Annotated in this window: 11 protein-coding genes; 5 read left to right on the top strand and 6 right to left on the bottom strand. The window is 74.9% G+C overall.

Translation table 11 applies throughout. The annotated features are described in order from the left end of the window. Positions 1-18 precede the first annotated feature (18 nt). Together nuoN and K7640_RS08565 are read left to right on the top strand one after the other, a co-directional pair. Positions 19-1572, top strand: coding sequence for an NADH-quinone oxidoreductase subunit NuoN (gene nuoN, locus K7640_RS08570; RefSeq protein WP_222954159.1), 1554 nt, complete (start codon positions 19-21; stop codon positions 1570-1572). A 92-nt stretch (positions 1573-1664) separates the two neighbouring features. Further along, entirely contained in the window at positions 1665-2747 is a 1083-nt protein-coding gene (locus K7640_RS08565; protein WP_222954158.1) for a polyprenyl synthetase family protein, read from the top strand. 87 nt (positions 2748-2834) lie between these two features. On the opposite strand, the gene K7640_RS08560 is transcribed toward K7640_RS08565, so the two are convergent. After that, entirely contained in the window at positions 2835-4016 is a 1182-nt protein-coding gene (locus tag K7640_RS08560) for an MFS transporter (protein WP_222954157.1), read from the bottom strand. 153 nt (positions 4017-4169) lie between these two features. On the opposite strand from K7640_RS08560, the gene K7640_RS08555 reads away from it, so the two are divergent. Next, positions 4170-4952, top strand: a complete 783-nt coding sequence (locus K7640_RS08555) for an IclR family transcriptional regulator (protein ID WP_222954156.1) — start codon at positions 4170-4172, stop codon at positions 4950-4952. A 214-nt stretch (positions 4953-5166) separates the two neighbouring features. Here K7640_RS08555 and K7640_RS08550 read toward each other — a convergent pair whose 3' ends face one another. Beyond that, positions 5167-7272, bottom strand: coding sequence for a PhoX family phosphatase (locus K7640_RS08550; RefSeq protein ID WP_222954155.1), 2106 nt, complete (start codon positions 7270-7272; stop codon positions 5167-5169). 240 nt (positions 7273-7512) lie between these two features. Between K7640_RS08550 and K7640_RS08545 the strand changes: the two genes are divergently transcribed. Next, complete coding sequence (locus K7640_RS08545) at positions 7513-8007, top strand: sigma-70 family RNA polymerase sigma factor (protein ID WP_374198075.1); 495 nt, start codon at positions 7513-7515, stop codon at positions 8005-8007. Further along, positions 8004-8696 carry an anti-sigma factor gene (locus K7640_RS08540; RefSeq protein WP_222954154.1) on the top strand — a complete coding sequence of 231 codons (693 nt, stop codon included), beginning with the start codon at positions 8004-8006 and terminating at the stop codon, positions 8694-8696. Before K7640_RS08545 ends, K7640_RS08540 begins: the two co-directional genes overlap by 4 nt. A gap of 6 nt (positions 8697-8702) precedes the next feature. Here K7640_RS08540 and rarD read toward each other — a convergent pair whose 3' ends face one another. The 4 genes from rarD to eccE all read right to left on the bottom strand — a co-directional run bounded on the left by rarD (position 8703) and on the right by eccE (position 12567). Next, a complete protein-coding gene (gene rarD / locus K7640_RS08535) occupies positions 8703-9626 on the bottom strand; it encodes an EamA family transporter RarD (RefSeq protein WP_222954153.1) in 924 nt (307 codons plus the stop codon). Further along, a complete protein-coding gene (locus K7640_RS08530; RefSeq protein WP_222954152.1) occupies positions 9623-10123 on the bottom strand; it encodes a GNAT family N-acetyltransferase in 501 nt (166 codons plus the stop codon). Before K7640_RS08530 ends, rarD begins: the two co-directional genes overlap by 4 nt. 111 nt (positions 10124-10234) lie before the next feature. Beyond that, on the bottom strand, positions 10235-10621 hold the full coding sequence (locus tag K7640_RS08525) for a phage holin family protein (RefSeq protein WP_222954151.1): 387 nt from the start codon (positions 10619-10621) through the stop codon (positions 10235-10237). 128 nt (positions 10622-10749) lie between these two features. Continuing rightward, on the bottom strand, positions 10750-12567 hold the full coding sequence (gene eccE, locus K7640_RS08520; protein ID WP_308042488.1) for a type VII secretion protein EccE: 1818 nt from the start codon (positions 12565-12567) through the stop codon (positions 10750-10752). Between the last annotated feature and the right edge of the window lie 202 nt (positions 12568-12769).

Here is a 12769-nt window from a genome sequence, read left to right as displayed (position 1 = left end):
GAACGAAAGGTCGGTACAGTGACCGAGCTGAAGTTGCCGTCGATCGAGTACGGCGCGATCGCCCCGATCCTGATCATGCTGGGTGCGGCGTTGCTCGGCGTGCTGGTCGAGGCGTTCGTGCCCCGGCGGCTCCGGCACTGGACGCAGCTGCTGCTCGCCCTGGCGGCGGTCTTCGCCGCGCTGGCCATGGTGGTCGTCCACGCCGACACCCGGCTGGTCACGATCGGCGGGGCGATCGCGGTGGACGGGCCGACCCTGTTCCTCCAGGGCGCGATCCTGATCCTGGCCGCGATGGCGCTGCTGCTGATCGGCGAGCGGTCGGTGGAGCGGGGCGGATACTTCGTGGCCCAGGCCGCGGTCACCGCCGAGTCGGCCGACGACCGCCGGCAGGCGGAGGGCGCGAGTGGCGCCACCGAGGTCTACCCGCTGACCACCTTCGCCATCGGCGGCATGCTGATCTTCGTGTCGGCGAACGACCTGCTGACCATGTTCATCGCGCTCGAGGTCTTCTCGCTGCCGCTGTACCTGCTCTGCGCGCTGGCCCGTCGCCGCCGGCTGCTGAGCCAGGAGGCGTCGATGAAGTACTTCCTGCTCGGCGCGTACGCATCGGCGTTCTTCCTGTTCGGCGTGGCCCTGGTGTACGGCTTCACCGCCGGCACCCCGGGCCGGTCGGCCGGCGTCGACTTCGCCACCGTGCACGCGGCGGTCAGCGGCTCGCCGGCCAGCCCGCTGCTGCTCTTCGCCGGCATCGCGCTGCTCTCCATCGGCCTGCTCTTCAAGGCCGCCGCGGCGCCGTTCCACGTCTGGACGCCGGACGTCTACCAGGGCGCGCCGACCCCGGTGACCGGCTTCATGGCCGCCTGCACCAAGGTCGCCGCGTTCGGCGCGCTGCTGCGGGTGTTCCACGTCGCGTTCGGCGGGGCGGCCTGGGACTTCACCCCGGTGATCGGCGCGGTGGCGGTGCTGACGATGCTGGTCGGCGCGGTGCTCGCGGTGACCCAGACCGACATCAAGCGGCTGCTGGCGTACTCGTCGATCGCGAACGCCGGTTACCTGCTGGTGGGCGTGCTCGCGCCGAGCAAGGACGGGCTCTCCGGCACGATGTTCTATCTGGTCGCGTACGGCTTCTCGGTGCTCGCCGCGTTCGCGGTGGTGACCCTGGTCCGGGACGCCGACGGGGAGGCCACCCACCTGTCCCGCTGGGCGGGGCTGGGCCGGCGTTCGCCGTTCTTCGCGGGGATCTTCACCTTCATCCTGCTCGCCTTCGCCGGTATCCCGCTGACCAGCGGTTTCACCAGCAAGTTCGCGATCTTCGCCCCGGCGCTGGACGCGAACCAGGCGTGGCTGGTGGTGGCCGGCGTGCTGACCAGCATGGTGCTGGCCTTCCCGTACCTGCGGGTGGTGGTGATGATGTGGCTCTCCGAGCCGGGCGAGTCCACCCCGACGGTCGCCGTGCCGGGTGGGCTGACCGCCGCCGCGCTCATGATCGGCGTGGCCGCCACGCTGGTCCTCGGCGTGGCGCCGGCGCCGCTGCTGGACCTGGCGAGCGGTGCCGCCGAATTCGTCCGATGACGGACGTCCGCGAGGCCGGGGGCCGGTACGCCGATGGCGTGCCGGCCCCCGGCCCGTCCGCCCCGTCCGAAGCCAGGTCGAACGGGTGTGGCATGGTTGATGACGTGGCGAATCCGGCTGGCGAGCGTTCAGGTGCCACCGGCTCCGGCGAGGGACGGAGCCCGGTGGCCAGGGGTCAGTTCGGCGCGCTCGGGCTGCACCTCGCCGACCCGGCCGTCGAGCGGTCCGTGCTGGGCCTGCTGGAGGCCGTCGAGGGCCAACTGCGGGCGAGCGTGGCCAGCGCCGACCCGCTGGTCACCGAGGCCTCGCGGCACCTGATGGAGGCCGGCGGGAAGCGGTTCCGGCCGCTGCTGGTCGCCCTGGGCGCGCAGTTCGGCGACCCGTCCGCCGCGCAGGTGGTGCCCGCCGCGGTGGTGATGGAGCTCACCCACCTGGCCACCCTCTACCACGACGACGTGATGGACGAGGCGGCGGTGCGCCGGGGCGCCACCAGCGCCAACTCCCGCTGGACCAACTCGGTGGCGATCCTGGTCGGCGACTACCTCTTCGCCCGGGCCGCGGACATCGCGGCCGAGCTGGGCCCCGAGGCCGTGCGGCTCCAGGCCCGCACCTTCGCCCGGCTGGTGCACGGCCAGATCGCCGAGACCGTCGGGCCGCGGGACACCGACCCGGTCGCCCACTACCTGCACGTGATCGCCGAGAAGACCGGTTCGCTGATCGCCACCTCGATCCGGTTCGGCGGCATGTTCGGCGGAGCTTCCCCCGCGCACGTCGAGGCCCTGGCCGGCTACGGCGAGACGATCGGGGTGGCCTTCCAGCTCTCCGACGACCTGCTCGACATCGCCTCCGAGTCGATGCAGTCCGGCAAGACGCCCGGCACCGACCTGCGGGAGGGCGTGCCGACCCTGCCGGTGCTCTACGCCCTGGCCTCGGACGACGCCGACGCGGCGGGGGTACGGCTGCGGGAGCTGCTGGCGACCGGCCCGCTGGTCGACGACGCGCTGCACGCCGAGGCGCTCGGCCTGCTCCGCGAGTCCCCGGCCCTCAAGCGCGCCCGCGAAACCGTCCGCAGCTACGCCGAGGACGCCCGCGCCCAACTGGCCCCGCTCCCACCCGGCCCGTCCCGCCGCGCCCTCGAATCCCTCTGCGACTACATCGCCGACCGCACCAGCTGACCCCTCATGCGTTGATCATGAAGTTTGCGTCAGGCCACACCGGTGCGGCCGACGCAAACTTCATGATCAACGCCGCTGGTCGGGGGGTCAGCGCGTGAGGAGGCGGTTGGCCGTGAGCATGAGGGTGGCGGCCAGGAGCATGGCGGCGGCGGCTAGCAGCCACATCGTGGGGTAGTCGAGGTGGGTGGCGGCGGCGCCCAGGCCGAGCGGGCCGAGGCAGCCGCCCGCGTACACCCCGGTCTGGGTGATCGAGGTGGCGGCGGCCGGGGCCTGCGGGTGGAGCTTGACCACCGCGAAGTTCATCAGCCCGGGCCAGGCCCAGCCCAGCCCGAAGCCGAGCACCACGCCGGCCACCAGCGGCACCGGGCCGGCCACCGCGAGCAGCCCCAGGCCGACCGCGCCGACCACCAGCATGCCGGCGATCAGCGCCACGTGCCCCTCGGCCCGCCGGTCGGCCAACCAGCCGGCGCCGACCCGGGCGGCCACGCAGACCGCACTGCCCAGGGTGAGGGTGAGGCCGGCCAGCCCGGGCGCGAGGCCCCGGGCGACCGACGAGTCGACCACGAAGGTGCCCAGCGCGTTCGCGGCTGCCGCGGCCAGGGTGGCGGCGGCCCCGACCACCAGCAGGGGCAGGGTCGCCCGGCCGCCGGCCCCCCGGGTGGCCCGGCGGGTGTTCGCCGGTCGGGCCCCGGCCGGTACGGCCGGCAGCGCGGCCAGGGCGGCCCCGGCGGCGGCGACGAACGCCCAGCGCCAGCCGACGGTCAGCGCGACGGCCGGCACGGCGGCCCCGGCCAGCAGGGTGGAGACCGGGATGGCGGCCTGCTTCACCCCGAACGACAGCCCCTGCCGGCGGGCCGGCACACGCTCGGCCAAGGCGGCGTTGCTGGCCAGTTGGCCCAGCGCGTTGGCGGCGGCGCTGAGCCCGAGCAGGACCACCAGGACCGGGTACGACCGGGCCAGCCCCGCCACCGCCAGCAGCGCCCCGGCGGAGAGCAGGATGCCGGCGCGGGCCACCGGCGCCGGACCGAACCGCTCCACCAGCCGTCCCGAGGGCACCGAGGCGAGCGCGCTGATCCCGAAGTAGATCGAGACGGCCAGCCCCAGGCCGGTGGGATTGAAGCGCAGTTCCCGGCCCATCTGCACGGCCAGGCCACCGACCAGGAAGACCGGGAGGACGCAGGCGATGGTGACGGCGGTGGCGCCGGCGGCGGCCCGTACCGGGCGGGGTGGCGCGGACCGGGGCGGGGCGGCGAGAGCGGTGTCGGTCATGATTCGGCAAACCTACGCCGCCCGTCGCGGACAACGCATCGTGTCCGTCGCCGCACGCGCTGTGGGCGACGATCTGGCATCCTCGACCCGAACAGGCATTTCGCACGGGGCCCGCATTTCATATGGTGTAAGTCCCCGGCGGCGGAGGTGGTTGTGCGCGACCCCTTGGCGGAACCTTCGGACCTGATCCGGAGTGTGTCCCGCGCGCTACGCGTGCTCGAGTCGGTCGGCCGCGCGCCCAGAGGGCTCACCGTGAAGCAGATCGCCCGGCGCTGTGAGCTGACCGTCGCCACCACCTACCACCTGGTCCGCACCCTGGCCTACGAGGGCTACGTGATCCGCCGGGAGGACGGCACGTACATCGTCGGGATGGAGATCGCCGACCGCTACCGCGAGCTGGTCACCGCGTTCCGGGGGCCGGCCCCGGTCGGGGAGTCGCTGCGCCGGGCCGCCGGGGAGACCGGCTACAGCCACTTCCTCGGCCGCTTCGTGGGCGGGCAGGTGGCGATCACCGCGACCGCCGAGGGGCCCCGCTCGCCGTACCTGGAGGATCTGGTCCCCGGCTTCGACGAGGGCGCGCACGCCACCGCGCTGGGCAAGGCCCTGCTCGCCACCCTCACCCCCGACCAGCGGCTGCGCTACCTGCGGGAGTACGGCATGCGGCCGTTCACCACCGCCACCCTGACCGCCGCCGACGCCTTCGAGGCGGACCTGGCGGCGGGCGACCGGCGCGGCATGCAGTTGGAGCTGGGGCAGTTCCGGCAGGGCGTGGCCTGCGCCGCGGTGCTGGTCACCCCGGACAAGGACCTGGAACGCCGGCTGGTGCTCGCCTGCGCGCTGCCGGCCGGCGAGATGATGACCTCCGCCCGGGTGGTCCGGGCGAAGCTGCTCACCGTCGCGCGCAGCGTCGCCGACGCGGTCGCCGCGGAGAACTGACGCCGCGGTCGCGGCACCCCGCGGCGCGCCGCCCGTGACACGCCCGCCCGGTCGGCGGTGGCCCGGCGCGGGTGGGCCGAAGACGCGCCGCCGGGCGGCGCGGCACCCCACGGCGCGGCACCGGGCGGCCGGAGACGCCGGAACGCCGAGGGGCCCTTCCCCCGGCTGGGAAAGGGCCCCGGGCGGCGGTCCAGCGCCGGACCGCCGAGGAGGGTCAGCTGCCGATCGGGCCGCCGTCGAGCCGCCAGGCGACCACCACGCCCGGCTTGGCGTAGTCGCCGTCCGGCCAGGTCGAGGCCGGCTTCTCCACCGACGCGCCGGTGATCTCGCCGGGGTGCTGCACGGCCACGAAGACCGAGCGGTTGTCCCCGGTGATGAACGGGCCGCAGGTCTCCGCGCCCAGCGGCACGGTGAGGAACTGCTTCAGGTGGCCCCGCTCCGGGCCGTCCACGGCGGTGGCGAAGAGTCCGTCGTTGCTGCCCAGCGCGTTGCCGTCGGTCGAGATCCAGAGGTTGCCGGTGGCGTCGAAGGCGACGTTGTCCGGGCAGGAGATGGGGGAGACCCTGGTCTTGTCGTACCCGGCGAAGTGGGTGGCCGGGTCGGCCGGGTCGCCGCAGACGATCGGCAGCGACCAGCCGAACGACTCGGCGGTGTTGTCGCCCCGGTCCTCGACCAGTTCGAGGATCTGCCCGTGCCGGTTGGCGGTGCGCGGGTTGGCCTCGTCGGCCTTCGGGTTGCTGCCGACGCCCCGGTTGCTGTTGTTGGTCAGCGCCACGTACACCTTGCCGGTGAGCAGGCTCGGCTCGACGTCCTCCGGCCGGTCCATCTTGGTCGCGCCCACCTTGTCCCCGGCGAGCCGGGTGAAGGTGAGCACCTCGGCGGCGGTCATCCCGTCCACGTACGAGCGGTTGCCGCTGACCAGCTTGATCCACTCGCCGCGCCCGTCGAACGCGCCGTCGGAGGGCAGCTTGCCGCTGCCGTCGATCTCGGCGGCGCTGTTCCCGGCCAGCCGGGCGACGTAGAGCGTGCCGGACTCCAGCAGGGTCAGGTTGTGCCGGCGGGCCACCGCCGAGTTGCCCGGCAGGAACTTCTTGTCCGAGACGAACTTGTACAGGTAGTCGAACCGCTCGTCGTCACCCATGTACGCCACGACGTGGCCGTTCTTCGCCACGATGACGTTCGCGCCCTCGTGCTTGAACCGGCCCAGCGCGGTGTGCTTGCGCGGCTTGCTGTCCGGGTCGAAGGGGTCGATCTCGACGATCCACCCGAAGCGGTGCGCCTCGTTGGGGTGCTTCGCCAGGTCGAAGCGCTCGTCGGCCCGCTCCCACTTGCGGCTGCCGCTCGGGTAGCGCACGTCGGTGGGGATGCCGTACCGGGAAAGCTTCGGCTTCAGCTCGGCGGGCGCGCCGTCGCCGCCGACGAAGTACTGGTTGAAGTTCTCCTCGCCGGAGAGCACCGTGCCCCACGGGGTGACCCCGCCCGCGCAGTTGTTCAACGTGCCGATCACCGTACGGCCCTTGGGGTCGGCGGCGGTGCGCAGCCAGTCCGCGCCGGCGGCCGGGCCGGTCAGCTCGAACTTCGTGGCCAGGGCGGTGACCCGCCGGTTGTAGCGGCGGCCGTTGCGGACCGGCCGCCACTGCCCGGTGCTCTCCACCCGCTCCAGCTCCACCACGGACATGCCGTGCGCGGCCATCGCCACCCGCAGCTGCTCCACGGAGAGCGCGTCCAGGCCGGTGAAGCCGGGGAACATCAGGTCCTCGTTGGTGTACTCGTGGTTGACCACGAGCAGCGCCCGCTTCCGGTCGATCGGCAGCACCCCGACGAAGTCGTTGTTGTAGCCGAACTGCCGGGCCTGCGCGGCGGCGGTCTGGTCGTGCAGGTCGAACGCCGGGGCACCGGGGACGACCGGGTCGCCCCACTTGATGACCACGGCGTGGTCGTAGCCGTTCGGCACCACCAGGTTGTCGAGCTTGTTCGGCGGGATCGGGCTGAAGGTCAGCGCACCGGTGCCGACCCCGCCCGGACCGGCCGGGCCGCCCTGCGGCGCGGCGGGCGCCGCGCCGGCCGGAGCGGCGCCGGCCAGCGCACCGGCGGCGGCGCCACCGAAGCCCAGGACCAGGGCGCCGACCGCGCCGGCCCGGACCACCCCGCGCCGGGAGACCTCCGCGTCGACCAGGTCGCCGAAGTACGGGTTGTCGGAGGAGTTCGGTACCGGGTGGTCGCAGGCGTTGCCGCACCGGTACAGACAGGTCATCGCGTCGCGGCTGCCGTGCCGGCGGTTGGTGCCGAGCAGCGGGAGCAGCCGGGGACGGTCGCTCATGGGCAGTGGCCTCCTGAGAAGACGTGGTGAGCACGCCGGGTTCACCCGCGCGCGTACCGGCCGGACGCTGCCAGGGTGCGGTGAGCGGGGACCGGCGGGTGCGTGAACCGGGCGTGAACACCTGCGCCGCGAGCTGCGGATGAACCGAACGGCGTCGCCGTACGTATGCAGGAGCGGACCCCACCGCCGGACTCGCCGCCGAGAGCGAGGGAGACCGCCATCAGCGACCACGACGCCCAGCTGCTGCGCGCGCTGCACGACGAGCACGCGGAGGCGCTCTTCGGCTACGCCCTGCGGCTGGTCAACGGGGACCGGCCGCGGGCCGAGGACCTGGTGCAGGAGACGTTGCTGCGGGCCTGGCGGCACCCGGAGTCGCTGGACCCGCGGCGCGGCTCGGTGCGCGCCTGGCTCTTCACCACCGCCCGGAACCTGGCCATCGACGCCTGGCGCCGCCGGTCCAACCGGCCCGGCGAGGTGTTCACCGACCAGCTGCCCGACCAGCCGGGCGTGGTCGACGAGGCGGAACGCGCGGTGGAGGCGTGGACCGTCGCGGAGGCGCTGAGCCGGCTCAGTCCCACCCACCGGGACGTGCTGGTGGAATGCTTCTACCAGGGACGGTCGGTGGCCGAGGCCGCCGCCCGGCTCGGCGTGCCGCCGGGCACCGTGAAGTCCCGCACCCACTACGCCCTGCGTTCGTTGCGGCTGGTCCTGGCCGAGATGGGGGTGACCGGATGACCCGCTGCGAGTTCGCGCACGACGACGGCGCGTACGTGCTGGGCGCCCTGACCCCCGGCGAGCGGGCCGCCTATGAGCGGCACCTGACCCGCTGCGCGGCCTGCCGGGAGGCGGTCGCCGAGATCGCCGTGCTGCCGGGGCTGCTGGGCCGGCTCGACGCGGCGGCGCTGGCGGAGTTCCTGCCGGCGGCGGAGGACACGAGGGTGCCCGCGCTGCTCGCCGCCGCGTCCGAGCGCCGGCGCCGGGAGCGGTCCGGCATCCGCCGCCGGTACGCGCTGACCGGGCTGGTCGCCGCGGCGCTGGCGCTGGTGGCCGGGGTGACCGTGGCCGGCCTGCTGCCCCCGGCGGCGTCGCCGCCGGCCGCCGCGCCGGTGCGGATGGTGGCGATGACGCCGGTGGCGGCGGGGGCGCCGGTGCGCGCCGAGATCGGGCTGACCGGCACCCGGTGGGGCACCGAGGTCACCATGCGCTGCGGGTACGACGCCACCGCCGGCTACCACAAGGCGTACGCCTTCCGGCTGGTGGCGCACGGCCCGGACGGCCAGACCGAGCAGCTCGGGTCGTGGCTGGCCGCTCCCGGCGACGACCTGCGCCTGTCCGGCGCGACCCGGTTCACCGGCGCGGAGCTGGTCCGCCTGGAGCTGACCCGGGCGGACGGCACGCCGGTGCTCGCCTACGACGTGGACTGACCGGGGTCAGCGGGCGGCGGGCACCGGGGCCGGTACGCGGCGGGCGTCGGCCCGGGTGCGCCGGGCGTGGCGGACCGCGTCGGCGGTGAAGACGATCAGCGCCACCCAGACCAGGGCGAAGCCGGCCAGCCGGGCGGGCGGCATCGGCTCGTGGAAGATCAGCACGCCGCAGCCGAGCTGGAGGATCGGCGCCAGGTACTGGATCATGCCCAGGCTGCTCAGCGGCAGCCGGTTCGCCGCGCCGGCGAAGAGCAGCAGCGGGATCGCGGTGGCCGCCCCGGCCAGCACCAGCAGCCCGGTGTGCGCCGCGGAGACGTGCCCGAAGGTCGCGTCGCCGCGCTGCGCCAGCCAGCCCAGGTAGGCCAGCGCCGGCAGGGCCAGCGCCGCCGACTCGACGAAGAGGCCCTCCGTGGCGGGCAGCCCGAGCCGCTTCTTGACCAGCCCGTACCCGGCGAAGCTGAAGGCTAGGGTGAGCGCCAGGTAGGGCAGCCGGCCGTAGTCGACGGTCAGCACCAGCACCGCCACCAGCCCGACGCCGAGCGCCGCCCACTGCCCGGGGCGCAGCCGCTCGTGCAGCACGAACACCCCGAGCAGCACCACCACGAGGGGGTTGATGAAGTAGCCGAGCGCGGTCTCCACCACCCGGTCGGAGTTGACCCCGTAGATGTAGGTACCCCAGTTGATGCCGATCAGCACGGCGGCCGCGCCGATCCCGGCCAGCGCCCGGGGCCGGCGGGCCAGCGCGCGCAGGAAGCCGATGTTGCGGGCGGCGGCGAGCAGCAGCGCCACGAAGAGCACCGACCAGACCACCCGGTGGGCGAGGATCTCCACCGGCCCGGCCGGGCGCAGCAGCTTCAGGTAGAGCGGGAAGAAACCCCAGAGCAGGTACGCGCCGACGCCGTACAGGTAGCCGAGACGGAGCTGGTTCACGCCTCCACCGTAAGTGGCGAATCGGGGTTTTGCTCCTTTCCGGTGAGGTGACTCACCGGAGCTTTCTCGCGCTGGTCCAGCTCCAGGTAGCGGTCCGCGACGATCGGGCCGAAGCCGAGCTTCGCGTACACCCCGTGGGCGTCGACGGTGGCCAGCAGGATCCGCCGTACGCCCAGGGTGGCGAGGTGGTCGCGGGCCGCCGCGGCGAGCCAGCTGCCCAGCCCGTGGCCCCGCTCGGCGCGGTCCACGTAGACGTCGCAGAGCCAGGCGAAGGTGGCCCCGTCGGTGACCACCCGGGCGACCGCCACCTGCCCGCCGTCGCCGGGCCGGTAGACGCCGAACCCGACGGAGCCGGCGAAGGCCCGCTCGACCGTCGCCCGGTCCCGCCCGAGCGCCCAGTACGCGTCGGTGCTGAGCCAGTGGTGCACCAGATCGAGATCGAGGCGGCCGGGGTCGGTGCTGAGCTGGTAGCCGTCGGCGCGGGTCAGGGTGAGCACGCCGATCACGCTAGCGCCGCCGTCCCCCACCCTCGCCGGCCAATTCCCGATCGCTGGACCGGCGGCTCCGGCCGGCCGCCCCCGCCCGGGGACGGCCGGCCGGGCCGGTGCTCAGTCGCGGTCCAGCACCGCGCCGAGGATCCAGGTGACCAGGCTGACGAAGAGCGCGCCGAGCACCGCGGCCGGCCAGAAGCCGTCCACGTGGAACGGCAGCCCGGCCTGTCCGGCGATCCAGCTGGTGAGCAGGAAGAGCAGGCCGTTCACCACCAGCGCGATCAATCCGAGGGTGAGCAGGTAGAAGCCGCAGCCGACGGTCTTGATGATCGGCTGGAGGACGGCGTTGACCACACCGAAGATCACCGCGACGAGCACCAGGGCGGTGACGGTCTCGGTGGCCGACGAGGAGTCCAGCGAGATGCCGGGGATGAGCAACGTGGCCAGCCAGAAGGCGAACGCCGTCGCCGCCAGCCGGATCAGAATTCCCTTCAGAAAACCCATGGCCGGCATCGTGCCACGGACCTTGCCGGAAAGGAGGGGGCCCCTGTTAACGCATTTTGTATAGGAGGGGCCCCCTCTTAACACCGCTGGGCGACCGGCCGGCGTGGGGCCGATCAGCGCCGGGCCGGTCAGCGTCGGACCGGTCGGCCGATCACCTGGGACTCGATCGGGGTCGGGGAGAGCAGCGCCCAGCGCAGCGCCCGCCGGTTCACCACCGCGACCATGTCCTCCCGGATCCGGGTCAGCCACTCCGCCGAGCCGCCCAGGCCGAGCGCCGTGCCGGCCAGCCCCGCCTCCGCCGAGGTCAGCGGTTGCAGCACCGCCAGGTCGGCCCGGGCCAGCGCGTCGACGTCCGCCGCGGTCAGCTCGTCGCGGACGACCAGGGTGGACCGCCACGGCGGACCGGGCGCCGGCTCGGCCGGCACCGGCCCCACGTCCAGCACCAGCAGCAGCGGCCGCAGGGACGTGCCGGCAGCGTCGCCCACCGGGCGCCCGGGCGGCAGCACCGGGATCGCGCCGGCCGGCGCGGCGACGCCCCGGACGAACGGCTCCCAGGCCCGGGGCCGAGCGGTCTGCACCACCACCGCGGCGCCGAGCGCCATCGCGCGGACGGTCAGCAGCTGCGCCGCGCGCAGCCCGCCGACCAGCATCACCCGGGTCGCCTCCGGCCGGAACAACCGCACGGTCACCGCGCCGCCGTGCCGGTTGGCGCCGACCATCAACCCGGCGTCGTCCACCGTCAGCTCCGCCGGGCCGTCCGCGCCGTCCGGGCCGGGAGCGCCGGGCAGGGCGGCCAGCGGGAGCGTGGCGGCCAACCCGGCCAGCTGTTCGCCGTCGAGCCGGCGCACCCCCGCACCGAGCGCCTCGGCGGAGAGCCGCACCGACTGCACGGCGGCGGCCAGCTGCGCCGAGGTCGGGCCGGCCAGCCGTACGGTGATCCCGCTGGGCGCCGGGCCCGCCTCGGCGCCGGTGCCCGGCCCGGCGCAGATCGACACGGTGGTGGCGGTGGCCGGCGTCGCCAGCAGCCGGGACACCAGGTGCGCCCAGGTCGGCGCGGCCGACGGCCGTACCCGCAGACTGCACTGCAACAGCTCGCCGGTGCGTACCGCCTGCCACGACTCTCGGGCCGGCCGGGCGTCGTCGAGGTGGGCGAACTCCGCGACGGCGCGCAGCACGGCGGCTTCGCCCAGCGGGCGGGCGGTCGACGGTCCGAGCCGCCGGGCGATCCGGCGGACCGTGCCGGAGAGGGCCCGGCGCAGATCCTCGTCCGACCAGCCGTCGACCCGCAGCACCCGGACCGCGAGCACCGCCCGGGTCCACCCGGCCAGCCGCCCGTCGGTGAGCTGCCGGTAGGACGTGCCGGCGGTGCCGCCGGCGACCGACGGACCGGGTGCCGGCGCCGCGACCAGCAGGAGCTGGACGCAGACCGGCGGGCCGTCCGGCGGGGCCGCGGGCAGCAGCGCCGCCGGTGCCGGCAGCGCCCGGGGGCCGCCGCCCAGCAGGTCGCCCGGGTCGCCCACCTCCAGCACGGCGGTCAACCCGGTCGGGTCGTCCAGCACCGCGGCCGGCCCGCCGGCCAGCTCCACCGGGTGGACGACCGCGCCCGGGGCGACCAGGTCGAGCAGGCCGGCCGGTCCGTCCGCCCGGGCCAGGGTCCGCCGCCGGAGCAGGTGGCTCAGGCCCACCGCGAGCCACTCGAAGAGCCAGCGACCGCGCCACCGCCCGGCGACGGCGGCGGTCAGCAGCCCGGCGGTGACGCCGGCCGCCACCAGGACCGCGCCGCCCCGGCCGACGACCGCCAGCGGCAGGGCGACCGCCACCTGCCCGACAGCGACCTGGCCGGCGCGCAGCCGCGGCCGGCGCCGCCGGCCGGCCGGCATCCACAGTGGTGGCAGGGGCTGCCGCGCCGGTGCCGGTGCCGGTCCCCCGGCCATGGTCGCCGTCACCGTGTCTCCTCCGCTCCCGCCGGGCAGGGTGGTGGGGCCGGCGGCGGGGTCGGTGGGTGCCGCCCGCGCCGCGCCGCCCCGGTGCGGCCCATCGTAGGGCCGCGAGGGTCACCGCGGGGACACGCATTGTCCACAGGAGAGCCCACGGGGGTAGCAGAAAGGCGACAGGACGGCTACCGTCAGCGACGAGTTTCGGCGACCG

This window comes from Micromonospora sp. PLK6-60 (assembly GCF_019890675.1).
In the GTDB taxonomy this organism is placed as follows: Bacteria; Actinomycetota; Actinomycetes; order Mycobacteriales; family Micromonosporaceae; genus Micromonospora.
Note: the sequence above shows the minus strand (reverse complement) of the source record. Positions and strands in the feature narration are given on the sequence as shown.

Excerpts from the sequence above, each read along its gene's own strand:
- K7640_RS08565 (WP_222954158.1), top strand. The coding sequence starts at position 1,665 with ATGGTTGATGACGTGGCGAATCCGGCTGGCGAGCGTTCAGGTGCCACC.
- K7640_RS08560 (WP_222954157.1), bottom strand. The coding sequence starts at position 4,016 with ATGACCGACACCGCTCTCGCCGCCCCGCCCCGGTCCGCGCCACCCCGC.
- K7640_RS08550 (WP_222954155.1), bottom strand. The coding sequence starts at position 7,272 with ATGAGCGACCGTCCCCGGCTGCTCCCGCTGCTCGGCACCAACCGCCGG.
- K7640_RS08540 (WP_222954154.1), top strand. The coding sequence starts at position 8,004 with ATGACCCGCTGCGAGTTCGCGCACGACGACGGCGCGTACGTGCTGGGC.
- K7640_RS08525 (WP_222954151.1), bottom strand. The coding sequence starts at position 10,621 with ATGGGTTTTCTGAAGGGAATTCTGATCCGGCTGGCGGCGACGGCGTTC.